Source organism: Frigoribacterium sp. CFBP 13729 (assembly GCF_014841875.1).
Lineage (GTDB): Bacteria > Actinomycetota > Actinomycetes > Actinomycetales > Microbacteriaceae > Frigoribacterium.
Window position 1 is genome coordinate 455,510 of record NZ_JACYUR010000002.1, and the last position, 25,192, is coordinate 480,701.

Here is a 25,192-nt window from a genome sequence, read left to right on the forward strand (position 1 = left end):
GGCTAGCCGTGACCTCCGACGTCGGGCCGGTCCGCGCCTCCTCGATGCATGCCGAGCGGGGCATGGACGGCGAGGCGGATCACCATCGGGCCCGCCCTACACTGAGCGCATGATGCGCCGCAGCAGGCTCCCGCGGGGAGCGGCCGAGAAGGTGACCGACCCGAGCGCCCCCTCGGGGTGGGCGCCCGACCCGTCGGTGCCGCGCGGCATGGTGATCGCCGGCGCGTGGTCCTGGCGAGTCCTGCTCGTGGTGGCGGTCGTGGCCGTGTTCGTCTGGCTGGTGATCCAGCTCCGCATCATCGTCATCCCGTTCCTGGTCGCCCTGCTCGTCTCGGCCCTGCTCGTCCCCTTCTCGGGGTGGCTGCAGCGGCACCGCTGGCCGAAGTGGGTCGCGGTCGTCGTGAGCCTCGTCGGCTTCCTGGTCGTCGTCGCGGGGCTCTTCACCCTCGTCGTGCTGCAGATCGTGGACGGCTGGCCGATGCTGCGCGACCGGTCCGTCGCCTCCTACGGCGAGCTCAAGGACTTCCTGCTCGCGTCGCCCCTCCACCTCACCGAGGGGCAGCTGAACGGCTACGTGAGCGACGCGGTCGCCGCGCTGCAGCAGGACAGCCAGCCCCTGCTGCGGGGCGCGCTGTCGATCGGCTCGACGGCGGGCCACGTCGGCGCGGGGCTCGTGCTCATGCTCTTCACGACGATCTTCCTGCTCGTCGGCGGCGGCGAGATCTGGCGCTGGGTGGTCAGGCTGTTCCCGCGTGCCGCGCGCGAGGCCGTCGACGGCGCGGGCCGGGCCGGCTGGCTGACGCTGACGAACTTCGTCAAGGTGCAGATCTTCGTGGCCTTCGTCGACGCCGTCGGCATCGGGCTCGGCGCGCTGCTGCTCGGGCTGCCCCTGGTCGCGCCCATCGCGATCGCCGTGTTCCTCGGGTCGTTCGTGCCCGTCGTCGGCGCCGTCGCCACCGGGGCGATCGCGGTCGTGATCGCGCTCGTCTACAACGGCTGGGTCGTCGCGCTGCTGATGCTCGCGGTCGTGATCCTGGTCCAGCAGATCGAGGGGCACCTCCTGCAGCCCTTCGTCATGGGCAGCGCCGTCAAGGTGCACCCCCTCGCCGTCGTCTTCGCCGTGGCGGCCGGCGCCCTCCTCGCCGGCATCCCCGGAGCGCTCTTCGCGGTGCCCGTCATCGCCGTCCTCAACGTCATGATCGGCTACGTCGCGAGGGGCTCGTGGCGCACGACCCCCCGACCGACGTCCGCCGACGTCACCTCGCCCGGAAAGGCCACGGATGTCTGACCTCACGATCGCCGGTCCCACGCTGCTCGAGATCGAGGAGGCGCGCGAGCGCGTCTCGCGCGTCGCCCGCGTCACGCCGATGGAGAGCTCGCGGTTCCTCGCCGAGCTGCTCGGGTCGCCGGTGCACCTCAAGTGCGAGAACCTGCAGCGCACCGGCTCGTACAAGATCCGGGGCGCCTACAACCGCCTGACGCAGCTGACCGACGAGGAGAAGTCGCGGGGCGTCGTCGCGGCGTCGGCCGGCAACCACGCCCAGGGCGTCGCCTTCGCCGCCCGCGAGCTGGGCATCGCCGCGACGATCTTCATGCCCGTCGGGGTCGCCCTGCCCAAGCTGCAGGCGACGAGGGAGTACGGCGCCGACGTCGTGCTCAGCGGCCACGACGTCGAGCAGGCGCTGCGCGCGGCCGCCGAGTTCGCCGCGAGCACCGGCGCGGCCCTCATCCCGCCGTTCGACCACCCCGACGTCGTCGCGGGCCAGGGCACCCTCGGCCTCGAGATCCTCGAGCAGGTGCCGGACGTGGACACGATCATCGTGCCCGTCGGCGGCGGCGGCCTGATCGCCGGCGTGGCGAGCGCGGTGGCGCAGCAGACCGCGCGGACCGGGCGCTCGGTCCGCGTCATCGGCGTGCAGGCGGCCAACGCCGCCCCCTACGCCGTGTCGATGGCGAGCGGCGTCCGCACCGACATCACGGCCCTGCCGACCATCGCCGACGGCATCGCGGTCGCCCGTCCCGGCGTGCTCAACTTCGAGATCGTGCGCCAGACCGTCGACCAGGTCGTCACGGTCGGCGACGACGACACGGCCCGGGCGATGCTGGTGCTGCTCGAGCGGGCCAAGCTCGTCGTCGAGGCGGCCGGCGCCGTGGGCGTCGCCGCGGTGATGACCGAGCAGGTGCGCGACCTCGGCACGACCGTCATCGTCCTCAGCGGGGGCAACATCGACCCGCTCATGATGGAACGGGTCATCAGCCGCGGGCTCGCCGCCGCCGAGCGCTACCTCAAGCTGCGCGTCGGGCTGCCCGACCGGCCCGGGCAGCTGACCCGGGTCTCGCAGATCCTGTCCGACGCCAACGCGAACGTCGTCGAGGTGCTGCACACGCGCCACCAGCGGGGCCTGCAGATCAGCGAGGTCGAGCTCGAGCTCAGCGTCGAGACCCGCGGACCGGACCACGTCGAGGACGTCCTGCGCCGCCTCCGCGAGGCCGGCTTCACGCCGAACGTCGACTTCTAGGCGGCCGCACGCCGCCCCGGGCACGANGGACCGCGTCGATCAGGGCACGTAGGTCTCGACCGCGGTGACCGCGACCGTGATCTCCTTGCCGTTCGGGGCGGTGTAGCTGGTCGTCGTGCCGACCTTGACCCCGTTGATGGCCTGGCCGAGCGGGCTCGTCTCGCTGTAGACCGAGAGGTCGCTGCCGGGCGCGATGATCTCGCGGTTGCCGAGCAGGAACGTGCTGGGGTCGCCGGCGATCGTCGCGGTCACGACGGTGCCGGGGCCGACGATGCCGTCGGCGGCGGTGGACTCGCCGACCGTCGCGTGCTTGAGCAGGTTGATGAGGGTGCGGATGCGCGCCTCGATCTTGCCCTGCTCGTCCTTCGCGGCGTGGTAACCGCCGTTCTCCTTGAGGTCGCCCTCCTCGCGGGCGGCCTCGATGCGGCCCACGATCTCGGCTCGGCCCTCGCCGCTCAGCGTCTCGAGCTCGGCCTGGAGGCGGTCGCGGGCGTCGGGCGTCAGCCAGGTGGTGGCGTCGTTGTCTTGGCTCATGGTGTCTCCGTCCGTGCGGCGGCCTGCTGGTGCGGCGGCCCTGTCCGCGGGAGCGGGAGCCGCGCGCCCGGTCGGGGCACGCCCACCGAAAAAAGGAGACCGGCCGAGTGGCCGGTCTCGTGGGTGTCCGCGCAGTCTACGGAAGCCAGCACTCGTAGATCAAGCCTGTCACGGCGCGTTCGCTGGTCGCGAGGGAGGTCGTGTAGGTGGTGGAGTACGTGCTCGAGGCCGGCAGGTGCACGACCTTCCAGCCCACGATGCTGAACTTCTGGTTCTGCGCCTGGACGGCGCAGCTGACCTCGGCGCCCGGCGGCGTGCTGATCGTGTACTGCACGTCGACCGCTCGGTCGTCGAGCACGGTGTAGCCCACGTCGGTGCTCTCGAGCTTCGCGCCGTCGCCGTCGAAGGCGGCGAAGACGACCCACGCGGCGAAGACCACGACGAAGGAGGCGGCGACCGCGACGGCGATCCAGCGCCCGCGACGACGCGTGCCGCTGCTGCGCCCGTAGCGGGCGTCGAGCCTGGCCTTCTCGCCGTCGGGCAGGCCGTCGGAGGCGCCGCCGACGGGCTGCTCGGGCGCAGCGGCCGGCGATGGTGCGGGGGGCATGGGCGCCACGGGGGCTCCGTCCGATTATCCTTGTCCCGAGGGTAGCAACGTCTGCCCTGCACGAATTGCGAGGAACCCGTGACCCTGCGCCTCTTGGCCGTCCACGCCCATCCCGACGACGAGTCCAGCAAGGGCTCGGCGACCTACGCCTACTACCGCAGCCTCGGCGCCGAGGTGCTCGTCGTCAGCTGCACCGGGGGCGAGCAGGGCTCGATCCTCAACGAGCAGCTCGAGGCGCGGGCGCACGCCGAGCGCGACATCGCGGGCCTCCGGGTGCACGAGATGCGAGCCGCCCAGGAGGCGATGGGCATCGACCACGTCTGGCTCGGCTACGCCGACTCCGGGCTGCCCGCCGAGGGCGAGCCCGTCGCGGTCAACTCGTTCGCGACCATCCCGCTCGAGATCAGCGCCGAGCCCCTCGTCGCGGTGATCCGCCGGTTCCGGCCCCAGGTGCTCGTGACGTACGACGAGATCGGCGGCTACCCGCACCCGGACCACATCCGCACCCACGAGATCTCGATGGAGGCGTTCCGGGCCGCCTCCGACGCCTCGCGCTACCCGGCCGCGGGCGAGCCCTGGCAGATCGACAAGGTCTACTACGACCGCATGTTCAGCGCCGGCCGCGTCGGTGCGATGATCACGCACCTGAAGGCGGAAGACCCGGAGTCGCCGTTGATCGAGCGCCTCACCGAGATGCTCGAGCGCTTCAGCGACCGGCCCGACCTCGCCACGACGCACGTGCCGGTGTCGGAGTTCTTCCCCGTCCGCGACGCGGCCCTCCGCGCGCACGCCAGCCAGGTGCCGCTCGACAGCGCCTTCTTCTTCTGGCCGCACGACCTCCAGGTCGCCGCCTGGCCCACCGAGGACTTCCAGCTGGTCGAGTCGCGCGTCGACTCGCCGGTGCCCGAGACCGACCTCTTCGCCGGCGTCGCCGACCCGGACACCGGCCTCGTGGGGGTGCAGGCCCGATGAGCGCCGCAAACGACCTCGTGCTGACGGCGGCTGTGCGCCTCCTCGCGCAGCCGTCGACCCCCGACGCGACGCTGCCGCCGTCGACGGTGCCCGACGTCGACGTCACGCCCGGCGTGTGGGGCTTCGTCGCCATCGCGTTCGTCGCGATCGCGACGGTGCTGATCATCGTCGACATGACCAGGCGCGTGCGCCGCACCCGGTACCGCGGCGAGGTCCGCGAGCAGATCGAGGCCGAGCGGGCCGAGGCGGACGCCGCGGCGGCGGGGCTCGACGACGAGCCGCGCCCGCAGCTCGGCGACGAGCCGCGTGGCGGTCTCGACGACGACGGCCGCGACGTCCCCGGGCGGAGCTAGGCGCCTGCGCCCGCGATGGCGCCGTCGGCAGCTGTCGCGGCGGCCTCGCGGGCCTCGAGCTCGTGACGGCGCTCGCGCAGCAGGTGGCCGGCCAGCGCGACGAGCAGCGTCAGCCCGCCCGCGACGCCCATGCCGACGCCGATGTGCACCTGCAGCAGCAGGGCCCCGACGCCGGCACCGGCCAGGATCAGCAGGACGGCGAGCACGCGGCGCGGGAAGTTCTTGCCCGTGCCGCCCGCGAGCTTCGACTCGGACGCCAGCCCGACGATCGTCGACGTGACGACCACGGTCGTGACGTCGGCCACGGCGATCTTGCGGGCGGCCGCGGCCTGGAGTCCCATGGCGGCGCCGAGCAGGCCGGTGATCGTGAACGCCCACGGGGTGTTCTCCTCGGGCACGACGGCGAAGGTCGAGATGCCGAGCCCGAGCAGCACGCCGCCCGTCACGCCGAACGAGACGGTGCTGCGGCCCGACCAGCCGGCCCGGCCGCCGCGCAGCACCCGGCCGCCGATCGCGGCACCGAGCAGGAAGGCGGCGAGGGCGACGATCGGCCCGACGATCGGCAGGCCGTCGGCCTGCGCGATCGCCATGCCGAGGATCACGACGTTGCCGGTCATGTTGGCCGTGAAGACGCGGTCGAGGCCCAGGTAGCCGACGGCGTCGATGATGCCCGTCGTGAACGTCAGGGTCAGCATCATCACGAGGTGCATGCGGGCCTGGTTGCGGCGGAATCGCTTCACGGGTGTCCTCCGGGGCGTCGCGCCGGGCGTGGCCGGGCGGGGCGGGGCGGGCGATCGCGGCGTCGTCGGCGCGGTGGTCTGCCGTCGATCGTATCGACGCGGCGGCGCCGGCGGGAACGACGCGGCGGCGCCCACGAGAACGACGCGCCGACGCCCCGGCGAAGACCGGGCGGCGCCTAGGGGAACGTCGGGGCGTTCAGCGCCAGGATCAAGATGCCCGTCCAGTGGCAGAGGTACGCGAGCACGGTGCAGGCGTGGAACAGCTCGTGGAACCCGAAGCGGCCGGGTGCCGGGTTCGGGCGCTTCAGCGCGTAGAAGACCGCGCCGACGATGTAGAGCAGCCCGCCGACGAGCACGAGGACCGTCATCGGCACGGAGGCGGCGAACAGGTCGGGCAGGAACCCCAGCGCGCCGACCCCCATGAGGATGTAGAGCGGCACGTAGAGCCAGCGCGGCGCGTGGATGAAGAACACCCGGAACGCGATGCCGAAGGCCGCCGCCGTCCAGACGAGCGTCAGCAGCAGGGCCGACTTGCCGGGCGGCAGGGCGATCGCCGCGATGGGCGTGTACGTGCCGGCGATCAGCAGGAAGATGTTCGAGTGGTCCAGCCGCTTGAGGAACATCTTCGCGCGCGGGCTCCACGGGAACCGGTGGTACGTCGCCGAGATGCCGAAGAGCAGCAGCGACGTCGTCATGAACACCGCGCAGGCCCAGGTCGCGGCGGCGCCGTCGGCGAGCACGACCAGCACGATGCCCGTCGCGATCGCCACCGGGAACGTCCCCGCGTGGATCCAGCCGCGCCAGGTCGGCTTGCGCTCGATCGACGAGTAGTCGAGGGCGTCGTCGAGCAGGGGGATGTTCGGCAGCTCCGCACCGCCGTCGTCGGCGACCGGAGAGGGCGAGGAGGTGCTCATGGGGCGAGCGTAGGGGAGGCGACCCGGCGACCGCTGGGACCGCGCGGGTGGGTTAACCTGGGCACGTGAAGAGTCCCGGACGGCCTCCCGTGGCCGGCGGCCTGCTGTACGGCCTGTACCAGCGCCGTCTGCGCCGCGAGCTCGACGGGGCCGAGCTGCCCCACCACGTCGCCATGATCGTCGACGGCAACCGCCGCTGGGCCAAGGCCCGCATGCTCGAGACCGCCGCCCACGGGCACCGCGCCGGCGCCGCGAAGATCAGCGAGTTCCTCACCTGGTGCGACGACCTCGGCATCCGCGTCGTCACCCTCTACCTGCTGTCGGCCGACAACCTCGGCAACCGTGCTTCCGACGAGCTGACTGAGCTGTTCGGCATCATCGGCGACGTCGCCGACGAGCTCTCGCACCAGCGCGACTGGAAGGTGCAGCACGTCGGCGCGACCGACGACCTGCCCGCCGGGCTCTGCGCCTCCCTCACCGCCGCCGAGGAGCGCACGCGCGACCACGCCGGCCTGCACGTCAACCTCGCCGTCGGGTACGGCGGCCGGCGCGAGATCGCGGACGCCATGCGCAGCATCGTCCGGGCCCACGACGCGGCGGGCGGCACCCTCGACGCGCTCGCCGAGGTCCTCACGCCCGAGCTGATCGCCGAGCACCTCTACACCGGCGGCCAGCCCGACCCCGACCTCGTCATCCGCACGTCGGGCGAGCAGCGGCTCAGCGACTTCATGCTGTGGCAGAGCGCCCACAGCGAGTTCTACTTCGTCGAGGCGCTCTACCCCGACCTCCGCGAGGTCGACTTCCTCCGTGCCGTCCGCGACTTCGCCCTGCGGCACCGCCGCTTCGGCAGCTGACCCCGGCGCCTGTCGCCTCGTCGCCCGGCGTCCGGCGTCCGGCGCCCCTCGGCCGCTCGGCCCCTCGACGCCCGGGGCCGGGTACGGTGGAGGACCCTGATCCGAGGAGCACCACCGTGACCACCATCGACGACTTCGCCGCCGGCTTCGCCGACGAGGCGGGCTGGTTCGACTTCGCCTCCTTCGGCCCGATGGGCACGGGCGTCGTGCAGGAGGCGCGGGCCCTGACCGAGCTCCAGTCGCGCTCCCGGCACGGCTCGGTCGTCGCCCTCGACGAGCAGGCAGGGCGCGCCCGGCGGGCCGTGGCCGCGCTCACCGGGTTCCCGACCGACCACGTCGTGTTCCAGCCGAGCACGAGCCAAGGCATGCTGCACACGCTGTTCGGGCTGACGGGCGCCCTCGCGCTGTCGCCGCGGGAGTACCCGACCACTCCGCTCACCGCGACCCGCGCCTCCTCGGCCCTGCGCGTGCTCGACACCGTCTGGCTCGACGTGCCGGACGACGCGGTGACGCCCGCGGTGCTCCGCGAGCACCTGACGCCGTCGGTGACCGCGGTCGCCGTCAGCGTCGTCGACTACCGCACGGGCTACCTCGCCGACCTCGAGGGCATCCGCCAGGTGATCGGCGACCGGCTGCTGATCGTCGACGGCATCCAGGGCTTCGGCGTCGTCGACGCGCCCTGGGCCGTCGCGGACGTGCTCGTCACCGGCGGGCAGAAGTGGCTGCGCGCGGGCTGGGGCACCGGCTTCATGGCGCTGAGCGACCGCGCGCTGACCGATGTCACGCCCGTGTTCAGCGGCGTGCACGGCTCGGAGATCACGCTCGGCGGCTCGTACGAGCGCGGCGCCGAGCCGGCCCCGGGTGCCGCCGCGTTCCAGCTCTCCCGCCCCGACCCCATCGCGGAGGCGCGGCTCGCGACCTCGCTGGAAGAGATCGCGGCCGTCGGCATCCGTCCCGTCGCCGGGGCCGTCGCCGAGCGGACGACCCGGCTCATCGACCTCGCCGACGAGTTCGCCGTGCCGGTGGCCTCGTCGCGCGTCGAGTCGGAGCGGGCCGGCATCGTCGTGCTCGAGCCGGAGCCGCAGCACCTGACGGCGCTGACCGCCTCGCTGCTGAACCACGGGGTCAGCGCGACGGTGCGGAGCACCAGCGTGCGCCTCAGCACCCACGTGTCGAACGGCGAGGACTCCTTCGGGCTGCTGCGTGAGGCGCTGATGTCGTACGGGAGCGCGATCTCGTACTGAGGGCCGGACTCGGCCTGGCCTGGCCTGGCCCACGACCCTCGACCAGCACCTGAGGGTCGTTCACCTGATCGTCACACGACACGGCGTGCCGTGCTGGACCCGTGTCGGAGGCACGACGTAGGTTCGGCTCATCGGGCAAGTAGCCCGGTCGAGACGGCCACGAAAGTTCGCCTCGCGACTGCTCCGCGGCCGTCCTGCCGAAGGTACCGAGTGCCTCGTCGCTCGGAGATGGAGTCGTCGTGACCGTCAACACCCGGGCCGACCAGCAGAGCACCTCAGCAGACCGTCGTGCGGGCACGCCCCGCACCGCGGTCGACCAGCGCACCTACGTCCTCGACACGTCCGTCCTGCTGAGCGATCCGCAGGCGATCTTCCGGTTCGCCGAGCACGACGTGGTGCTGCCCGTCGTCGTCGTCAGCGAGCTCGAGGGCAAGCGCCACGATCCTGAGCTGGGCTACTTCGCACGACAGGCGCTGCGCCTCCTCGACGGTCTGCGCGTGGCGCACGACCGTCTCGACTTCCCGGTCGAGGTCGGCTCGGGCGGCTCGTTCCGGGTCGAGCTCAACCACTCGAACATGTCGGTGCTGCCGTCGGGCCTCCAGCTCGGCGACAACGACTCGCGCATCCTCGCGGTGGCGTCGAACCTGGCGAACGACGGGCTGGCCGTGACGGTCGTGTCGAAAGACCTGCCGCTGCGCGTCAAGGCGGCCTCCATCGGGCTCGCGGCGGAGGAGTACCGCGCCGAGCAGGTCGTCGACAGTGGCTACACCGGGCTCAGCGAGCTCGACGTCTCGAGCGACCAGATGGCGTCGTTCTGGGAGAAGGAGACGATCAGCTCTCGTGCCCTCGCCGACGTCCCCGTGAACACCGGGCTCGTCGTGCACTCCGACCGCGGCTCGGCCCTCGGCCGGGTCACCGCGCGGGGCGAGGCGCGGCTGGTGCGGGGCGACCGCGACGTGTTCGGGGTGCACGGCCGCTCGGCGGAGCAGCGGCTCGCCATCGACCTGCTGCTCGACCCCGAGGTCGGCATCGTCTCGCTCGGCGGCAGCGCGGGCACGGGCAAGTCGGCGCTCGCCCTCTGTGCCGGGCTAGAGGCCGTGCTCGAGAAGCAGCAGCACAAGAAGATCATGGTGTTCCGGCCGCTGTACGCGGTCGGCGGGCAAGATCTGGGCTTCCTGCCCGGCGACGCCGCCGAGAAGATGAACCCCTGGGGGCAGGCGGTCTTCGACACGCTGGGCGCGATCGTGTCGCAGAACGTGCTCGACGAGGTGGTCGAGCGCGGTCTGCTCGAGGTCCTGCCGCTGACGCACATCCGCGGCCGGTCGCTGCACGACGCGTTCGTGATCGTCGACGAGGCGCAGTCCCTCGAGCGCAACGTGCTGCTCACGGTGCTCAGCCGCATCGGGCAGAACAGCCGCGTCGTCCTCACCCACGACGTGGCCCAGCGCGACAACCTGCGGGTCGGGCGCCACGACGGCGTCGCGTCGGTGATCGAGACGCTCAAGGGGCACCCGCTCTTCGGGCACGTGACCCTGACACGGTCGGAGCGCTCGGCCATCGCGGCGCTCGTGACCGAGCTGCTCGAGTCGAACGAGCTCGCCTAGGGCTCGGCGCGCCCGGCCGCGTCCGGGCTGGCCGCCCTCGGGCGTGTCCGGGCGCGGCACCCGTTGCGTGCCCGACGGACGAGTTGCCCCAGACGGTTGCCTCGGCGTCACTGACGCGACATCCCGGGGCAACTCGCCACCGGTCCGGCGCCTGCTCGGACGATGTGACGCTAGCGGGGCGTGCAACGACGTGGCACCCCTCGTGAGCGTCACAGCGATCGCGATCGCGATCGACGTGAGGTCCCTCCTGCACGGGCGCAGCTCGAGCGAGATTGCCCACAGAGGCGGGCCGTCCCGAGGAGGCGGTGCGGACTCGGGCGTCATGGTCGAAGCATGACGACGACGGAACACGAGCGCAGCCGAGCCGAGCGCAGCAGGGACGAGCCAGACCCGGACGAGCGCGGCGGGGACGGACTCGGCGCGGACGGACTCGGCGCGGATGAGCATCGCTGGGACGAACGTGGCCGAGACGGCGACGACCGAGCCCGGGACGGCGACGACCGAGCCCGGGACGGCGACGACCGAGCCCGGGACGGCGACGACCGCGCCTGGTACGGCGACCATCGCGGCCGGGACTGGGACGACCGCGCCCGGGACGGCGACGACCACGGGGGAGGACAGCCCGCGTCGTGCTCGTCCCGGAGCCGCAGGCCGGCACGGATCGACGTCGTCGTGGGGCTCGCGCTGACAGGCCTCGTGGCAGGGCTGGACCTGTCCTCGCCCGGAACGGTCGCGGCGTCGGCGCTCGCCGTCGTGACCGGTGCCCTCGTGCGGGTCGACATCGCGGAGCAGCGGCTCCCGAACGTGCTCGTCCTCGTGGCGCTGGTCGGCACGGCTGCGGGTGTGGTGCTGGCCGTGGGCACCGGCGACGGGGTCCCGGCGGCGTGGGCGTGCCTCCTCGGCCTGGTCGTGCTCGTCGCGTGCGTCCCGCTCGTGCACGGCGGGGGGCTCGGTGCCGGCGACGCCAAGCTCGCGAGCGTCGGAGTCGTGGCGGCAGCTCTGGCGTCGCCGTCGGCGCCGCTCGTCTGGCTCCTCGCGGTGGCGCTGCTCGGGGGAGTGCACGGGGTCACGGCTGTCGTCGTCCGACGACGGGGCACGTCACCGGCCGGGGTCACCATCCCGCTCGGACCGGTGCTGCTCGCCGGCTGGTGGCTCGCCGTCGTCGCAGCGTCGACGGTCCTCGACGCGTCGTAGACCCCACGACGCCGCGACGCCCCGTCCGCGGTGGATGCAGACGGGGCGTCGTCGGGATCGGCGGCGGCCGACGGTGCGGGAGGGGCGGCTCAGCCGGGGCGGGTCATGCTCAGCACGTCGAGCGCCGAGTCGAGCTGCTCCTCGGTGACCTCGCCGCGCTCGACGAAGCCGAGATCGACGACGGCCTCGCGCACGGTGATCTTCTGCGCCACGGCGTGCTTCGCGACCTTGGCCGCCGCCTCGTAGCCGATCACGCGGTTCAGCGGCGTGACGATGGACGGCGACGACTCGGCCATGGCGCGGGCGCGCTCGACGTCGGCCTCGAGGCCGTCGACGGTCTTGTCGGCGAGCACCCGGGTCGCGTTCGAGAGGAGGCGGATCGACTCGAGCAGCGCGGTGCCCATCACCGGGATGGCGACGTTGAGCTCGAACGAGCCGGAGGCTCCGGCCCAGGCGATCGTGGCGTCGTTGCCGATCACCCGTGCCGAGACCATCAGCACGGCCTCGGGCACGACGGGGTTGACCTTGCCGGGCATGATCGACGACCCGGGCTGCAGGTCGGGGACGTGCAGCTCCCCGAGGCCCGCGTTCGGGCCCGAGCCCATCCAGCGGATGTCGTTGTTGATCTTCGTCAGGCTGACCGCGAGCACGCGGAGCGCGCCCGACGCCTCGACGAGACCGTCGCGGGCGCCCTGCGCCTCGAAGTGGTCGAGCGCCTCGGTCACGGGCAGGCCGCTGTCGTCGGCGAGCACGGAGATGACCTCCTGCGGGAAACCGACGGGCGTGTTGATGCCCGTTCCCGTCGCGGTGCCTCCGAGCGGCACCTCGGCCACGCGGGGGAGGGTCGCCTGGACCCGCTCGACGCCGAGACGGATCTGGCGGGCGTAGCCGCCGAACTCCTGGCCGAGGGTCACCGGGGTCGCGTCCATGAGATGGGTGCGGCCCGCCTTGACGACGCCGGCCCACTCGGCGGCCTTGCGCTCGAGCGACTCGGCGAGGTGCTCGAGGGCCGGCACGAGGTCGTGGAGCAGGGCTCCGGTCACGGCGACGTGCACGGAGGTCGGGAACACGTCGTTCGACGACTGCGAGGCGTTGACGTGGTCATTGGGGTGCACGTCGACGCCGTCGACGGTGCCGGCGAGGGTCGCCAACACCTCGTTCATGTTCATGTTCGACGAGGTCCCGCTGCCGGTCTGGTAGACGTCGACGGGGAACTGGTCGTGGTGCTGGCCGCCGATGATCGTGTCGGCCGCGGCGACGATCGCGTCGGCCACGCCCGCGGGGACGATGCCCCGTCGGCCGTTCACGACGGCGGCCGCCCGCTTGATGCGCGCCAGGGCCACGATCTGGGCGGCCTCGAGCCCGGCTCCCGAGATGGGGAAGTTCTCGACGGCCCGCTGGGTCTGTGCCCGCCACAGGGCCGACGCGGGGACCCGCACCTCGCCCATCGTGTCGTGCTCGATGCGGTACTCGGTAGTGGTCACGACGTCATCGTCCTTCCTTCGGCCCTCGTGGGGCGGTGTCACGGGGGCCGGTCGCCCCCGCGGCGTCAGAGTCGACCGATGATGATCGACGGGTCGACGCGGCCGTCGGCGAGCGCGTAGTTCGCCCCGACCACGGTCAACCTACCCTCGGCCACGGCGGCCGAGATGAGCGCGCTCCGGCCCACCAGGGCCTCGACGGAGGCCTGGATGTGCAGCGCCCCGACCGCGCGCGGGTCGAGCACGGCGCCCGGCTCGAGGGCGATCGTCGCCCGTCGGACGCTGGGCACGATCATGTCGACGAGGTCGCCGAGGAACCGGGACCCGGGAGGCGCGTCGCTCGTGAGCGAGTCGATGGCGGTCGCGACGGCGCCGCAGCTGTCGTGGCCGAGCACGACGATGAGCGGCACGCCGAGCACGGAGACCGCGTACTCGAGCGAGGCGATGACGGTGTCGCCCACGACCTGGCCGGCGTTCCGGACGACGAAGAGGTCGCCGAGGCCGACGTCGAAGATGATCTCGGCGGCGAGACGGGAGTCGGCGCAGCCGAACAGGGCCGCCACGGGCTCCTGCCCGCCGGCCAGCAGGGCGCGCCGGTCGCTGTCCTGGTGGGGGTGCTGAGGCGCCCCGGTCACGAAGCGCTCGTTGCCGGCCTTCATGCGCTCCCACGCGCGCCCCGGGGTCAGCGGGTCGGCCGGAGGCGACGGCACCGCCAGGTCGGCGACGGGCACGGCGGTCGTGCCGGGGACGCCGCCCCCGGTCGAGGTGCCGGTGCCGCTGTCGATGCGAGGGTCGGTCACGACGGGTCTCCTGTCTGGTCGGCCAGCTGCTCGGCCAGCGCGGTCGCGAGCTGCTCGAACTGCACGTCGTCGGCCGTGCCGTGCAGCACGTACGAGCTGCGGTCGACCGTGGTCGTCATCGAGTAGGCGTAGTTGCCGGGGCTCTCGCCGTCGCGGCGGTCGTAGACCTGCCAGTCGAGGCCGGCGATCGTCGTCGCGCCCGTGGCCGGTCGCGCCTGCACCGCGTTGGCGACCCAGGTCGCGTTGGCGTCGACGCCCTGCTCGAGGGCGATGAACTGCTCGGTGGGCGTGATGAGCCCGACGTACCAGGTGGCGACGCCGTCGGCGGTGCCCGTCGAGATGTCGGCACGGTTCGACGTCCAGCCGTCGGACAGGACGGGGGCCGCGAGCGGCACGTCGACGTTGCTCTCGGCGCTCTGCGCCACCGCCCGGTAGTCGATCTCCTGGCGGTTGACCGTGCCGCCCGGGCGCACGACGACCAGCACCAGGAACAGCACGACGGCGAGCGACGCCACGATCGACAGCGTCAGGTTGACGGCCGTCTGGTTGGCGTAGTGCTTGCGGGTGTTCTCCGCCTTGCGGCGCGCGGTCTCGTCCGGCGTTTCGGGCCGGCCGAGCTCGGCGACGATGCGAGGCTGCTTCTCGCGGGGGCCGCGGCCGTTCTCGCGGGGGCCGGGGCCGGTCATTCGGCGGGCACCTGTCGACGGGCGGCCTCGAGGCGCTCACGCGCGCCGAGCAACCACTCTTCGCAGCGGCGGGCGAGGGCCTCGCCTCGCTCCCACAGGGCGAGCGACCGCTCGAGGGTCGACGCCCCCTGCTCGAGCTCGGACACGACCGTCACGAGCTCGTCGCGCGCCTCTTCGTAGCTGAGCGACGCCACGTCGGCCGGGGCGGACGCGGAGGGTGCGGGGGAGGAGGACTGTGCCACGGGTCGATCCTAACGAGAGGTGCTGGCAGGGGAAGCGGCGTCGCTCGACGACGAGGAGGGCGCGGAGGAGGCGGGACCTGGGGAGGAGGCGCCGGTGCTGACGGCCTGCAGCGCGCCTCCCTCGACGGTGAGGACGAGCGGCGTGGACTCGGGGGCGTCGGCCGGGTCGCGGAGCACCCCGCCGCCCGGCAGCTGCACGATCGAGTAGCCGCGCCGCAGGGTGCCCTGGGGCGAGAGCGCGCGCAGCTGGGCGGTCAGCTCGGAGACCCGGGTGTGCGCCCGCTCGACGGCTCGGGCCACGAGCTCTTCGCCGCGGGCGACGGCGCGCACGACCTCGTCGGCGCGCACGTCGACGAGCGTCTGCGGCGCGGCCAGCACGGGGCGGCTGCGCACCTGCTCGAGCCGGTCGATCTCGGTCGAGACGATCTGGTTCAGCCGCACCCCGATGCGCGACCGGGCCTGCTGCACGCGCGACAGCTCTTCGTTGACGTCGGGCACCACGCGCTTCGCAGCGTCGGTCGGTGTGGACGCCCGCAGGTCGGCGACGTCGTCGAGCAGGGGGCGGTCTGCCTCGTGGCCGATCGCGCTGACCACCGGCGTGGTGCAGGCGGCCACCGCACGCACGAGCGACTCGTCGCTGAAGCCGAGCAGGTTCTGGAAGTCGCCGCCGCCCCGGGCCACGATGATGACGTCGACCTCGGGGTCGGCGTCGAGCTGCTGCACGGCGGCGGTGACCTCGCCCACCGAGCGGTCGCCCTGCACGGCCGCGTGCACGACGCGGAACGTGACCGACGGCCACCGGAGCTGCGCGTTGCGCAGCACGTCTTTCTCGGCGTCGCTGTCGCGACCCGTCACGAGACCGATGCACTGCGGCAGGAACGGGAGGCGCTTCTTGCGGTCGGGGGAGAAGAGGCCCTCGGCGGCGAGCTGGGCCCGCAGGCGCTCGAGGCGCTCGAGCAGGTCGCCCAGTCCGACGTGCCGCATCTCGAAGACCTGCATGGTGAGCGAGCCGCCCTTGACCCAGTAGTTCGGCTTGACGGCCGCGATCACGCGGTCGCCCTGCTTCAGGTCGGCGGGGACCCTCGACCGGACGCTCGACCAGATCGAGAACGAGACCGTGACGTCCTGCTCGAGGTCGCGCAGCTTGCCGTAGACGTTGCCGCCCGAGACGTTCCACTGGGTGATCTGCCCCTCGACCCAGGCCGTGCCGAGCCGGTCGATCCAGTCGCGCACCTTGCCCGCGAGCAGGCCGACCGGCCAGGGCGCATCGGCGGTGGGCGGCGGGGTGACGATCGTCATGCAGGCGTGTCCTCTGGTCGGAGCGGACGGGGGAGCGGTCAGGGCAGGAGGCGTGGCAGGGGCGAGGGCGGGGCGCGGAGGACGGGCCCTCCCAGAACGCGACCAGTCGTCACGCCTATCATCGACGGGTGGCACACATCACGAACGGCGCCATCGCCGTCGACCTCCCGACCCCGCGCGTCCCTGCGCTGCGCAACAGGCTACGGGACACCCCCGTCAACGGGACGAAGCGGGTGCTGCTCGCTGCTCCCCGCGGCTACTGCGCCGGCGTCGACCGGGCGGTCATCGCCGTCGAGAAGGCCCTTGAGCACTACGGCTCGCCCGTCTACGTCCGCAAGCAGATCGTCCACAACGTCCACGTCGTGTCGACGCTCGAGCGACAGGGCGCGATCTTCGTCGACGAGGTCGAGGAGGTCCCCGAGGGCTCGCACGTCGTCTTCAGCGCCCACGGCGTCTCGCCTGCCGTCGTGCAGGGCGCCGCCGACCGCGGGCTCCAGGCGATCGACGCGACCTGCCCCCTCGTCACGAAGGTGCACCGCGAGGCCGTCCGCTTCGGGTCGCAGGGCCGGCACATCATCCTCATCGGCCACGCCGGCCACGAGGAGGTCGAGGGCACGATGGGCCACGCCGCCGACCGCACCACCCTCGTGCAGAACCCGGCCGAGGTCGACGACCTCGTCATCGACGACCCCGACAACCTCGTCTGGCTGTCGCAGACGACGCTGAGCGTCGACGAGACCATGGAGACGGTCCGCCGCCTCCGCGAGCGCTTCCCGACCATCCAGAACCCCCCGAGCGACGACATCTGCTACGCCACGCAGAACCGTCAGGTCGCCATCAAGAAGGTCGCCGTCGACTCCGACCTCGTCATCGTCGTGGGCTCGGCCAACAGCTCGAACAGCGTGCGCCTCGTCGAGGTCGCCCTCGAGCACGGCGCGAAGGCGGCCTACCGCGTCGACTACTCGAGCGAGATCAAGCAGGAGTGGCTCGACGGCGTCGAGACCGTGGGCGTCACGTCCGGCGCCTCGGTGCCCGAGGTCCTCGTGAAGGAGGTCCTCGACGACCTGGCCGACGCCGGCTACGGCGACGTGTCCGAGGTCGTCACGGCCGAGGAGGACCTGATGTTCTCCCTCCCCAAGGAGCTCCGCAAGGACGCCCAGGGCCAGACCGACACCCGCGCGCTCGGCGGACGCACCGCCCGATGAGCGACGACCGCGACCCGCACGACGGCCGCGACGGCGACGCGTCGGCAGGGCGCGATCCGCGCCCTCGTCCCCGGTACGGCGAGTACGCGCCCGAGGGCTGGGTCAGTCCCGTCCCGCCCGCCGAGCCCGCGCCTCCTGTGGGCCAGGACGAGACGGCGCCGACCGGGCAGCAGGCAGGGCAGCAGTCCGCGTCGTGGTCGCAGCACCCGCAGCAGGGCCAGGGCGCAGGAGGCGCGCAGCCGTACCCGGGACCGCCTGCCACGCCAGCCGCGCTGAGCACCGGCCGCCGTGTCGACCGTGTCGCCACGTTCGTCCTGCTCGGCCTCGCGGGCTACAACGTCATCTCGAACCTGCTGCTCGTCTCGGGCTTCTCGCGAACGCTGCTGTCGGCGTTCTCGGCGCAGGGCTACCCCGTCGACGACTTCTCCGGAGAGGCCGCGCTGCAGCAGGCCGGTGCGGCGATCGCCATCGTGTCGCTCGTCGTCTTCGTGCCCATGCTCGTGCTCACCCTCCGCCGCCTGCGCGCCGGCAAGCTGACCTTCTGGGTCCCGCTCGTCGCGGGCGCCGTCGTCACGATCGTGCAGATGGTGCTCGTGCTGTCGGTGTTCCTGGGCGATGCGGCGTTCGTGCAGTCGCTCCTCGACAGCGCACGCCCCGCCTCCTAGGCACGTCGTCGTCGTCGTGGCCGGCCCGGTCGTGACGAGAGGCCCCGCAGCTCGGTGCTGCGGGGCCTCTCTCGTCGGACCAGGAGGTGCGGACTAGCTGCCCGACTGTCCGAACGAGCCGAGCTGGCGGGTCGCCTCGACCACGCGGGCAGCCATCGCCGACTCGGCGACCTTGCCCCAGGCACGGGGGTCGTACTGCTTCTTGTTGCCGACCTCGCCGTCGGCCTTGATGAAGCCGTCGTAGTTCTTCAGCACCGTGTCGGCGATCGAGCGGCTGAAGGCGTACTGCGTGTCGGTGTCGAGGTTCATCTTGACGACGCCGTTCGAGACGGCCTCGCGGATCTCGGCGTCGGACGAGCCGGACCCGCCGTGGAACACGAGCTCGAGGGGCTTCTCGGCCGTGCCGAAGCGCTCCTGGATGCCCTGCTGGATCTCGCCGAGCAGCTCGGGGCGGAGCTTGACGTTGCCGGGCTTGTAGACGCCGTGGACGTTGCCGAAGGTGAGGGCGGCGATGTAGCGGCCGTTCTCGCCGAGGCCGAGCGTCTCGACGGCGCGGGTCACGTCGCCGACGGTCGTGTAGAGCGCCTCGTTGGAGCCCTCGTGCTGGACGCCGTCCTCCTCGCCGCCGACGACGCCGATCTCGACCTCGAGGATGGCGTTGATCGCGGCGGTGCGCTTGAGCATCTGCTGGGCGATCTCGAGGTTCTCGTCGAGGGGGATGGCCGAGCCGTCCCACATGTGCGACTGGAAGAGCGGGTTGCGACCGGCCTTGACCTCGTCCTCGCTGGCGGCGATGAGGGGCAGGACGAAGCCGTCGAGGGCGTCCTTGGGGCAGTGGTCGGTGTGCAGCGCGACCGTGACGGGGTAGTTCTTGGCGACCTCGGTCGCGAACTTCGCGAACGCGATGGCGCCCGCGGCACGGTTCTTGACCGTCTGGCCGGCGAAGTAGTCCGCGCCGCCCGTCGTGACCTGGATGATGCCGTCGCTGCCGGCCTCGGTGAGGCCCTGGAGCACGGCGTTGATCGTCTGTGACGACGACACGTTGACCGCGGGGTAGGCGAACCCCTTGTTCTTCGCCTTGTCCAGCATCTCGGCGTACTGCTCGGGGGTTGCGACGGGCATCGGATCTCCTTCGATGATGGCGTGTGGGGTGCTCCTCCACCCTAGTCAGGGGCCCCAGCAGCGGACCGGGCAGCGACGGGCGAGGAGGGGCGGGGGACGGGCGTGCACGTCTGTGCAACGGCCGTTGGGGAGGCGCCTCCCGGGTAGGCTCCGGAGCATGGCTGACTCCGGAACCCTCTACTCGCACCCCGACCGCAACCTGGGCATGGAGCTCGTGAGGGCGACCGAGGCCGCCGCGATCCGCAGCGCGCCGTTCATCGGCAAGGGCGACAAGAACGCCGCCGACGGCGCCGCGGTCGACGCGATGCGCAAGTTCCTCGGCACGGTCGCCTTCGACGGCGTCGTCGTGATCGGCGAGGGCGAGAAGGACGAGGCGCCGATGCTCTTCAACGGCGAGCACGTGGGCAACGGCTTCGGCCCGGCCTGCGACATCGCCGTCGACCCGATCGACGGCACGAGCCTCACCGCCGCGGGCCGCATGAACGCCCTCTCGGTCATCGCGGTCAGCGACCGCGGCAGCATGTTCGACCCCAGCGCCGTCTTCTACATGGACAAGATCGTCACCGGCCCCGAGGGCATCGGCGTGATTGACCTCGACCGCCCGGTCGGCGACAACATCCGCGCCCTGGCCGACGCCAAGGGCCTGGCCGTCGAGGACATCCAGGTCGCCGTGCTCGATCGTCCTCGCCACGCCGACCTGATCCAGCAGATCCACGCCGCCGGCGCGGGCACCCGCCTGCTGCTCGACGGCGACGTCGCCGGCGGCATCAACGCGGCCCGCCCCGACTCGCGCATCGACATGTGCGTCGGCATCGGCGGCACCCCCGAGGGCATCATCACGGCCTGCGCCGTCAAGGCACTCGGCGGCCTCATCCTCACGCGCCTCGCCCCGAAGGACGACGCGGAGCGCCAGAAGGCGATCGACGCCGGTCACGACCTCGACCGCGTGCTCGACCAGGACGACCTCGTCAAGGGCGACAACGCCTACTTCGTCGCCACCGGCGTCACCGACGGCGCGCTCGTCGCGGGCGTCAAGCGCAAGCAGGGCATGATCCGCACGTCGAGCATCGTGCTGCGCTCGCACTCGGGCACCATCCGCCGCGTCGAGGCCGACCACCTCGTCTCGAAGTGGTACGGCGAGACCGCCTAGCTCGTCCAGTTCGCCCTAGCTCGCCCGGTCGGCCCAGCCCGTCTGGCTCGCCGTACGCTCGTCGGCCGCCGCCCTCGACGCCTCGACCTCGCGGTCGGCGTCGAGGGCGGTCGTCAGTTCTGCCGCCGTGAGGTCTCGCGGCAGCTCTTCCACGACCGTCGGCGAGGTGAGCGTCTTCGTCTCGTCGAGCATGCTCAGGCGCCGTGCCGACGGCAGCACCGTGCGCTCGAGTGAGCCCACGAAGCGGTTGTAGTCGTTCACCGAGCCGCGCAGCGACCGGCCCAGCTTGTCGACGTGTCCGGCCATCGTCGCGAGCCTGCCGTAGAGCTCGCGGCTGAGGTCGAAGAGGACCTTGGCCTCGTTCGTGACCACGTCCTGCTGCCAGCTGAAGGCGACGGTCTTGAGCACCGACCAGAGCGTGACCGGGGAGGCGAGGGCGACGCGCTTCTGGAACGCGTAGTCCATCAGCGAGGGGTCGGCCTCGAGAGCGCTCGACACGAGCGACTCGCTGGGGATGAACGCGATGACGAGCTCGGGCGACGACTCGAGCCCCGCCCAGTAGGTCTTGGCCGAGAGGGCATCGACGTGGGCCCGCAGGGCCTTGACGTGCTGCCGGACGAGCACGTCGCGACGAGCCGCCTCTTCTCCCACGGCCGTCGCGGGTATGGCGCTCGCCTCGAGGAACGCCGCGAACGGCACCTTGGCGTCGACGGCGATGTTCTTGCCGCCGGGCAGGTGCACCACCATGTCGGGCCGGCCGGCGCCCGCGTCGCTCGAGATGCTGCTCTGCAGGTCGAAGTCGACCCGCTCGACGAGCCCGGCGGCCTGGACGACGTTGCGCAGCTGCGTCTCGCCCCAGACCCCGCGGGTGCTGTTCGACCGGAGGGCGGAGGCCAGCGACTCGGCCGTGCTGCGGAGCCGTTCTTCTGAGGCCACGGCGCTGCGCAGCTGCTCGCTGAGCGTGCCGTACTGGTGCGCGCGCTGTTCCTCCAGCTCGGCGACCTTGGCCTGGACCGCCGCGAGGCTCTGGGCCACCGGGCTGAGGGCCGTCATGACCTGGCCCTCGGAGCGGACTCGTTCGGCCTCGGCGATGCGGGAGTCGCGCAGCCGGTCCTGGAACTCGCGCAGCCGCTCCTCCTGGCCGGCGGCCTCGCGCCGGTGCTGCTCGTCGAGGTCGATCAGCCGCTCGCGGTAGCCCTCGACGGTCGCGCGGGCCGCGGCGGCGTCGGCGGAGAGCCGTGCGGTGGCCTCGGCGGCCCGGGACCGGGACAGCAGCACGCCGAGGGCCGTGCCGAACCCGAGCGCGACGACGACGAGGGCCACGAGGAGGAGCGATGAGGTCATGCAGGGAGTGTCGCAGCAGCCGCCGACACCGGCCGAGAGCGCGCGCCGCGCGCGCCGTGCCCGGCGGCGGCCGCTAGCGGAAGACGACGCGACGACGCGGGGCCGGGGCTCCCGCGTCGGCGGGCGGCGTGGCGGGCGTGAGCCGCTTCATGCCGACCCGGGTGGTCTCGGCGAGCTGCCGCAGGTCGTCGGCCCCGTGGAACTGCGCCGCGTGCACGACGATCGCCGCGCAGGCCTCGGCGTCGGCGAGGGCATCGTGGTGCGAGAAACCCGTGAACCCCGCGGCGGCGGCAGCGAGCGGCAGCCGGTACGAGTCGAGGGCGTAGGTCTTGCGGGCGACCTGGAGGCTGCAGAGGTAGGCCCACGACGGGGGAGTGACCCCGGTCGCCGCGCACGCGCCCTTGATGACGCCCATGTCGAAGCCGGCGTTGTGGGCGACGAAGACGTCGATGCCCGCGAAGTCGGCGATGAGGTCGAACTGCTCGTGCCACTCGAAGGCGTCGACGACGTCGTCGGCCCGGATGCCGTGGATGCGGGTGTTCCACTCGAGGAACGTGTCGTGCCCCGCCGGCGGCTTGATCAGCCAGCCGACCTTGTCGACGACGACGCCGTCGCGGACCTTGACGAGGCCGACGGAGCAGGCGGAGGCGCTGCTCGAGTTCGCGGTCTCGAAGTCGATCGCGGTGAAGTCGATGGGCATCGCACCATGGTGTCACGCGCCTCGGACACTGCAGGGTCGAGCCGCGCCTCCTGCGCTCGAGGGCCGACCGGAGGTCGCCCCCGTCGCGCGCCGGTACGATGGCTGACCGTGGCTCTCACTATCGCGATCGTCGGACTGCCCAACGTCGGCAAGTCCACCCTGTTCAACGCCCTGACCAAGAACCAGGTGCTGGCGGCGAACTACCCGTTCGCGACCATCGAGCCGAACGTCGGCATCGTCAACCTGCCCGACCCCCGGCTCGACGTGCTCGCCGGGCTGTTCGGCTCGGAGAAGACCCTGCCCGCGCCGGTGTCGTTCGTCGACATCGCCGGCATCGTCAAGGGCGCGAGCGAGGGCGAGGGCCTCGGCAACAAGTTCCTCGCCAACATCCGCGAGGCCGACGCCATCGCCGAGGTCGTCCGCGGCTTCGTCGACCCCGACGTGGTGCACGTCGACGGCAAGGTCGACCCCGAGGGCGACATGGGCACGATCAACACCGAGCTGATCCTCGCCGACCTCGAGACCGTCGAGAAGGCGCTCGTCCGCTACGAGAAAGAACTCCGCCTCAAGCGCGTCGAGCCGCTCACCCACGAGACGGCCGTGGCCGCCAAGGAGGCGCTGCAGCGCGGCGAGGCCCTCTCGGCCTCCGGCATCGACCTCGAGCCCATCCGCGAGCTCGGGCTGCTCACCGCCAAGCCCTTCATCTACGTCTTCAACGTCGACGAGTCGATCCTCACCGACGACGCGAAGAAGGCCGAGCTGGCCGCCCTCGTCGCCCCGGCCGAGGCCGTGTTCCTCGACGCGAAGATCGAGTCCGAGCTGATCGACCTCGACCCGGAGGACGCCGCCGAGCTGCTGTCGTCGACCGGCCAGGACGAGTCCGGCCTCGACCAGCTCGCCCGCATCGGCTTCGAGACCCTGGGCCTCCAGACCTACCTCACGGCAGGCCCGAAGGAGACCCGCGCCTGGACCATCGGCAAGGGCTGGAAGGCCCCCCAGGCCGCGGGCGTCATCCACACCGACTTCGAGAAGGGCTTCATCAAGGCCGAGGTCATCTCGTACGCCGACCTCGTCGAGACCGGCTCCATCGCGGAGGCGCGCTCGGCCGGCAAGGCCCGCATCGAGGGCAAGGAGTACGTCATGCAGGACGGCGACGTCGTGGAGTTCCGCTTCAACAACTAGGTGTTCTTCGCGGTGTGGACGAGCGCTCTCTGGGCACCTGTGAACTCTTTGTCCGCGGTGCTTCACTGGGTCATGGCCGTCTCACCGATGTTCCCGCTCGGATCAGTGCTGTTCCCATTCGTGCCCATCCAGCTGCGTATCTTCGAGCCTCGGTATCTCACGTTGGTCGGCCGCTTGCTCGACGAGGATGAACCCGAGTTCGGCGTCGTCCTCATCGAGCGGGGATCAGAAGCCGGGGGTGGCGACCAGCGCGCCTCGGTCGGGACGATGGCACGTCTCGTGAGCGCCGCCGCTGGCGCCGACGACCTGTTCATCGTCGGCCTGGGGACCCGGCGGTTCACGGTCGAACGTTGGGTCGACGAAGATCCGTTCCCGCGGGCCGAGCTCTCGATCCTGCCGGATCTCGAGTGGTCCGAGAAGCTCGCACCCCTGCGGGACCAGGCCGAAGCAGCTGTCCGCCGCTTGATCGCTCGCGCCGCGGGGCCCCAGTCGGATGACGACATCGAGCTGTCGGACGATCTGGTCGCAGCCGTCTGGCAACTGGCGGCGATCGCCCCGCTGGGTGATTACGACAAATACACCCTGTTGAGGTCGACCACCTTGGGGGGGCTCCTGCGTCAACTGATCGATCTGGTCCTCGAGGCCGAGGAGCTCTGGTCCGCCGAGTGAGGCTTCTCACCACCGTTCACCACCCCTGGGGTCGAGCGACGGCGTCCACGTGCGAGGGGGAGGAGAGCCGAGGGTGGGCACCGGCTGAGCGCCGTGCCTGCCCTCGGTCGTAGCGTGGGCCGGTTCCCACCACGCTCACCAGGAGGTCCCATGACCGACACCGCCCCCACCACCTCACCGGCCCCGGCCGGCCCCCGCACCGCCGTCGTCCTCGGCGGCGGCGGCATCACCGGCATCGCGTGGGAGCTCGGCGTGCTCGCCCGACTGCTCGAGGCAGGCATCCCGCTGGGCGACGCCGACCTCGTGGTCGGCACCTCCGCGGGCTCCGTCGTCGGCACCACCCTGCGGCTCGGCGCGAGCGGCATCGCCGGCGCGTACGCCGAGCAGCTCGAACCCGCCGCCGCGACCCCCGAGGCAGCCCTCGACGGCGAGGACTTCATGCAGCGCATCGGCCAGGCGGTCCAGGGCGCGACGAACGCCGAGGAGGCGCGGGCCCGCCTGGGCGCGCTCGCCCGGCAGGTGCCCGTCACCGGCGACGAGCCCGAGCTCGTCACGACCATGCGCGAGCGCTTCGGCGCCGGCGCCGCCTGGCCCGAGGGGCAGCTCGCGATCTGCACAATTGACGCGACCGACGGCGAGTTCCGGGTGCTGACCGCCGCCTCCGGCGTGCCCCTGCACGTGGCCGTCGCGGCCAGCTGCTCGGTCCCGCTCGTCTGGCCGACCGTCGAGGTCGACGGACGGCCGACCATGGACGGCGGCATCCGCTCGGGCACCAACGCCGACGTGGCCGACGCCGCCGAGCGCGTGCTGGTGCTCTCGTGCGGGCCGGAGCTCGCACAGTCGCCCCTCGGACCGACCCTGCCCGGCGTCGTCTCGACCCGGATGGGCGCCGACCGGCCCGTGTTCGTCATCGAGGCCGACGCCGAGAGTCTCTCCGCCTTCGGCGCGAACTCCCTCTCGAGCGCCAACCGCGGTCCCGCCGCCGAGGCCGGGCGCCGTCAGGCCGAGGGCGTCGTCGAGGCCGTGCGCGAGTTCTGGGCCGGCACCGCCGCCGGCGCCTGAGCGGCCTGCACCCGGCCGCCGCGCACCCCGCAGTGGACCATCAACCTCGT

Annotated in this window: 26 protein-coding genes; 14 read left to right on the forward strand and 12 right to left on the reverse strand. The window is 72.3% G+C overall.

Going from position 1 to position 25,192, the window contains the following annotated elements; genetic code table 11:
* Positions 1-109 precede the first annotated feature (109 nt).
* Complete coding sequence (locus IFT77_RS08535) at positions 110-1,288, forward strand: AI-2E family transporter (protein ID WP_192169739.1); 1,179 nt, start codon at positions 110-112, stop codon at positions 1,286-1,288.
* Positions 1,281-2,519: a threonine ammonia-lyase gene (gene ilvA, locus IFT77_RS08540; protein ID WP_192169740.1), complete on the forward strand. Its 1,239-nt coding sequence runs from the start codon at positions 1,281-1,283 to the stop codon at positions 2,517-2,519. Before IFT77_RS08535 ends, ilvA begins: the two co-directional genes overlap by 8 nt.
* 39 nt (positions 2,520-2,558) lie before the next feature.
* Here the strand turns inward: ilvA and greA are convergent, their stop codons facing one another.
* Together greA and IFT77_RS08550 are read right to left on the reverse strand one after the other, a co-directional pair.
* Complete coding sequence (greA, locus tag IFT77_RS08545) at positions 2,559-3,053, reverse strand: transcription elongation factor GreA (RefSeq protein WP_133738483.1); 495 nt, start codon at positions 3,051-3,053, stop codon at positions 2,559-2,561.
* 136 nt (positions 3,054-3,189) lie between these two features.
* Entirely contained in the window at positions 3,190-3,660 is a 471-nt protein-coding gene (locus tag IFT77_RS08550) for a DUF4307 domain-containing protein (RefSeq protein WP_192169741.1), read from the reverse strand.
* Positions 3,661-3,738: 78 nt separating this feature from the next.
* Here IFT77_RS08550 and mca point away from each other — a divergent pair, with 78 nt between their 5' ends.
* Together mca and IFT77_RS08560 are read left to right on the forward strand one after the other, a co-directional pair.
* The gene (gene mca / locus IFT77_RS08555; protein WP_192169742.1) at positions 3,739-4,632 is read left to right on the forward strand and encodes a mycothiol conjugate amidase Mca; all 894 of its coding nucleotides are present in this window, start codon (positions 3,739-3,741) and stop codon (positions 4,630-4,632) included.
* On the forward strand, positions 4,629-4,985 hold the full coding sequence (locus IFT77_RS08560; RefSeq protein ID WP_192169743.1) for a hypothetical protein: 357 nt from the start codon (positions 4,629-4,631) through the stop codon (positions 4,983-4,985). Before mca ends, IFT77_RS08560 begins: the two co-directional genes overlap by 4 nt.
* Here the strand turns inward: IFT77_RS08560 and IFT77_RS08565 are convergent.
* Together IFT77_RS08565 and IFT77_RS08570 are read right to left on the reverse strand one after the other, a co-directional pair.
* Positions 4,982-5,725, reverse strand: a complete 744-nt coding sequence (locus IFT77_RS08565; protein WP_371740991.1) for a DUF1275 family protein — start codon at positions 5,723-5,725, stop codon at positions 4,982-4,984. The genes IFT77_RS08560 and IFT77_RS08565 overlap by 4 nt on opposite strands.
* Positions 5,726-5,901: 176 nt before the next feature.
* On the reverse strand, positions 5,902-6,639 hold the full coding sequence (locus IFT77_RS08570; RefSeq protein WP_192169744.1) for a hemolysin III family protein: 738 nt from the start codon (positions 6,637-6,639) through the stop codon (positions 5,902-5,904).
* Between the two features lie 65 nt (positions 6,640-6,704).
* Here IFT77_RS08570 and IFT77_RS08575 point away from each other — a divergent pair, with 65 nt between their 5' ends.
* From IFT77_RS08575 to IFT77_RS08590, 4 genes are all read left to right on the forward strand, one after another.
* Positions 6,705-7,493, forward strand: a complete 789-nt coding sequence (locus IFT77_RS08575; RefSeq protein ID WP_233569121.1) for an isoprenyl transferase — start codon at positions 6,705-6,707, stop codon at positions 7,491-7,493.
* A gap of 116 nt (positions 7,494-7,609) precedes the next feature.
* Positions 7,610-8,737 carry an aminotransferase class V-fold PLP-dependent enzyme gene (locus IFT77_RS08580; protein ID WP_192169745.1) on the forward strand — a complete coding sequence of 376 codons (1,128 nt, stop codon included), beginning with the start codon at positions 7,610-7,612 and terminating at the stop codon, positions 8,735-8,737.
* A 239-nt stretch (positions 8,738-8,976) separates the two neighbouring features.
* On the forward strand, positions 8,977-10,341 hold the full coding sequence (locus IFT77_RS08585) for a PhoH family protein (protein ID WP_192169746.1): 1,365 nt from the start codon (positions 8,977-8,979) through the stop codon (positions 10,339-10,341).
* Between the two features lie 333 nt (positions 10,342-10,674).
* Positions 10,675-11,535 carry an A24 family peptidase gene (locus tag IFT77_RS08590; RefSeq protein WP_192169747.1) on the forward strand — a complete coding sequence of 287 codons (861 nt, stop codon included), beginning with the start codon at positions 10,675-10,677 and terminating at the stop codon, positions 11,533-11,535.
* 89 nt (positions 11,536-11,624) lie between these two features.
* Here the strand turns inward: IFT77_RS08590 and IFT77_RS08595 are convergent, their stop codons facing one another.
* The 5 genes from IFT77_RS08595 to xseA all read right to left on the reverse strand — a co-directional run bounded on the left by IFT77_RS08595 (position 11,625) and on the right by xseA (position 16,043).
* Positions 11,625-13,019, reverse strand: a complete 1,395-nt coding sequence (locus IFT77_RS08595) for an aspartate ammonia-lyase (RefSeq protein WP_192169748.1) — start codon at positions 13,017-13,019, stop codon at positions 11,625-11,627.
* 65 nt (positions 13,020-13,084) lie between these two features.
* A complete protein-coding gene (locus tag IFT77_RS08600) occupies positions 13,085-13,675 on the reverse strand; it encodes a carbonic anhydrase (RefSeq protein ID WP_133738733.1) in 591 nt (196 codons plus the stop codon).
* 137 nt (positions 13,676-13,812) lie between these two features.
* A complete protein-coding gene (locus tag IFT77_RS08605; RefSeq protein ID WP_192169749.1) occupies positions 13,813-14,502 on the reverse strand; it encodes a DUF4245 domain-containing protein in 690 nt (229 codons plus the stop codon).
* Positions 14,499-14,744 carry an exodeoxyribonuclease VII small subunit gene (locus IFT77_RS08610; RefSeq protein ID WP_123548076.1) on the reverse strand — a complete coding sequence of 82 codons (246 nt, stop codon included), beginning with the start codon at positions 14,742-14,744 and terminating at the stop codon, positions 14,499-14,501. The genes IFT77_RS08605 and IFT77_RS08610 overlap by 4 nt, the downstream gene beginning before the upstream one ends.
* 9 nt (positions 14,745-14,753) lie before the next feature.
* Entirely contained in the window at positions 14,754-16,043 is a 1,290-nt protein-coding gene (gene xseA, locus IFT77_RS08615; protein ID WP_192169750.1) for an exodeoxyribonuclease VII large subunit, read from the reverse strand.
* 128 nt (positions 16,044-16,171) lie between these two features.
* On the opposite strand from xseA, the gene IFT77_RS08620 reads away from it, so the two are divergent.
* A complete protein-coding gene (locus IFT77_RS08620) occupies positions 16,172-17,248 on the forward strand; it encodes a 4-hydroxy-3-methylbut-2-enyl diphosphate reductase (RefSeq protein WP_192041097.1) in 1,077 nt (358 codons plus the stop codon).
* Positions 17,245-17,913, forward strand: a complete 669-nt coding sequence (locus tag IFT77_RS08625) for a DUF6264 family protein (protein WP_192169751.1) — start codon at positions 17,245-17,247, stop codon at positions 17,911-17,913. Before IFT77_RS08620 ends, IFT77_RS08625 begins: the two co-directional genes overlap by 4 nt.
* 93 nt (positions 17,914-18,006) lie before the next feature.
* On the opposite strand, the gene fbaA is transcribed toward IFT77_RS08625, so the two are convergent.
* The gene (gene fbaA / locus IFT77_RS08630; protein WP_192169752.1) at positions 18,007-19,035 is read right to left on the reverse strand and encodes a class II fructose-bisphosphate aldolase; all 1,029 of its coding nucleotides are present in this window, start codon (positions 19,033-19,035) and stop codon (positions 18,007-18,009) included.
* Positions 19,036-19,192: 157 nt separating this feature from the next.
* Here fbaA and glpX point away from each other — a divergent pair, with 157 nt between their 5' ends.
* Entirely contained in the window at positions 19,193-20,185 is a 993-nt protein-coding gene (gene glpX, locus IFT77_RS08635) for a class II fructose-bisphosphatase (RefSeq protein ID WP_192041100.1), read from the forward strand.
* 15 nt (positions 20,186-20,200) lie between these two features.
* Here glpX and IFT77_RS08640 read toward each other — a convergent pair whose 3' ends face one another.
* Together IFT77_RS08640 and IFT77_RS08645 are read right to left on the reverse strand one after the other, a co-directional pair.
* Positions 20,201-21,529: a DNA recombination protein RmuC gene (locus tag IFT77_RS08640; RefSeq protein WP_192169753.1), complete on the reverse strand. Its 1,329-nt coding sequence runs from the start codon at positions 21,527-21,529 to the stop codon at positions 20,201-20,203.
* 73 nt (positions 21,530-21,602) lie between these two features.
* Entirely contained in the window at positions 21,603-22,229 is a 627-nt protein-coding gene (locus IFT77_RS08645; protein ID WP_192041102.1) for an exonuclease domain-containing protein, read from the reverse strand.
* Between the two features lie 108 nt (positions 22,230-22,337).
* On the opposite strand from IFT77_RS08645, the gene ychF reads away from it, so the two are divergent.
* The 3 genes from ychF (at position 22,338) to IFT77_RS08660 (ending at position 25,142) form a co-directional block, all read left to right on the forward strand.
* Positions 22,338-23,411 carry a redox-regulated ATPase YchF gene (gene ychF / locus IFT77_RS08650; protein WP_192041103.1) on the forward strand — a complete coding sequence of 358 codons (1,074 nt, stop codon included), beginning with the start codon at positions 22,338-22,340 and terminating at the stop codon, positions 23,409-23,411.
* 72 nt (positions 23,412-23,483) lie between these two features.
* On the forward strand, positions 23,484-24,080 hold the full coding sequence (locus tag IFT77_RS08655; RefSeq protein WP_244638609.1) for an LON peptidase substrate-binding domain-containing protein: 597 nt from the start codon (positions 23,484-23,486) through the stop codon (positions 24,078-24,080).
* A 150-nt stretch (positions 24,081-24,230) separates the two neighbouring features.
* Positions 24,231-25,142 carry a patatin-like phospholipase family protein gene (locus IFT77_RS08660; protein WP_192169754.1) on the forward strand — a complete coding sequence of 304 codons (912 nt, stop codon included), beginning with the start codon at positions 24,231-24,233 and terminating at the stop codon, positions 25,140-25,142.
* The last annotated feature ends 50 nt before the right edge of the window (positions 25,143-25,192 follow it).

What these genes read in the sequence shown, in the direction of transcription:
- IFT77_RS08535 (WP_192169739.1), top strand. Translation starts at nt 110, where the DNA reads ATGATGCGCCGCAGCAGGCTCCCGCGGGGAGCGGCCGAGAAGGTGACC.
- ilvA (WP_192169740.1), top strand. Translation starts at nt 1,281, where the DNA reads ATGTCTGACCTCACGATCGCCGGTCCCACGCTGCTCGAGATCGAGGAG.
- greA (WP_133738483.1), bottom strand. Translation starts at nt 3,053, where the DNA reads ATGAGCCAAGACAACGACGCCACCACCTGGCTGACGCCCGACGCCCGC.
- IFT77_RS08550 (WP_192169741.1), bottom strand. Translation starts at nt 3,660, where the DNA reads ATGCCCCCCGCACCATCGCCGGCCGCTGCGCCCGAGCAGCCCGTCGGC.
- IFT77_RS08560 (WP_192169743.1), top strand. Translation starts at nt 4,629, where the DNA reads ATGAGCGCCGCAAACGACCTCGTGCTGACGGCGGCTGTGCGCCTCCTC.
- IFT77_RS08570 (WP_192169744.1), bottom strand. Translation starts at nt 6,639, where the DNA reads ATGAGCACCTCCTCGCCCTCTCCGGTCGCCGACGACGGCGGTGCGGAG.
- IFT77_RS08590 (WP_192169747.1), top strand. Translation starts at nt 10,675, where the DNA reads ATGACGACGACGGAACACGAGCGCAGCCGAGCCGAGCGCAGCAGGGAC.
- IFT77_RS08600 (WP_133738733.1), bottom strand. Translation starts at nt 13,675, where the DNA reads ATGAAGGCCGGCAACGAGCGCTTCGTGACCGGGGCGCCTCAGCACCCC.
- IFT77_RS08605 (WP_192169749.1), bottom strand. Translation starts at nt 14,502, where the DNA reads ATGACCGGCCCCGGCCCCCGCGAGAACGGCCGCGGCCCCCGCGAGAAG.
- xseA (WP_192169750.1), bottom strand. Translation starts at nt 16,043, where the DNA reads ATGACGATCGTCACCCCGCCGCCCACCGCCGATGCGCCCTGGCCGGTC.
- IFT77_RS08625 (WP_192169751.1), top strand. Translation starts at nt 17,245, where the DNA reads ATGAGCGACGACCGCGACCCGCACGACGGCCGCGACGGCGACGCGTCG.
- fbaA (WP_192169752.1), bottom strand. Translation starts at nt 19,035, where the DNA reads ATGCCCGTCGCAACCCCCGAGCAGTACGCCGAGATGCTGGACAAGGCG.
- glpX (WP_192041100.1), top strand. Translation starts at nt 19,193, where the DNA reads ATGGCTGACTCCGGAACCCTCTACTCGCACCCCGACCGCAACCTGGGC.
- IFT77_RS08640 (WP_192169753.1), bottom strand. Translation starts at nt 21,529, where the DNA reads ATGACCTCATCGCTCCTCCTCGTGGCCCTCGTCGTCGTCGCGCTCGGG.
- IFT77_RS08645 (WP_192041102.1), bottom strand. Translation starts at nt 22,229, where the DNA reads ATGCCCATCGACTTCACCGCGATCGACTTCGAGACCGCGAACTCGAGC.
- IFT77_RS08655 (WP_244638609.1), top strand. Translation starts at nt 23,484, where the DNA reads ATGGCCGTCTCACCGATGTTCCCGCTCGGATCAGTGCTGTTCCCATTC.
- IFT77_RS08660 (WP_192169754.1), top strand. Translation starts at nt 24,231, where the DNA reads ATGACCGACACCGCCCCCACCACCTCACCGGCCCCGGCCGGCCCCCGC.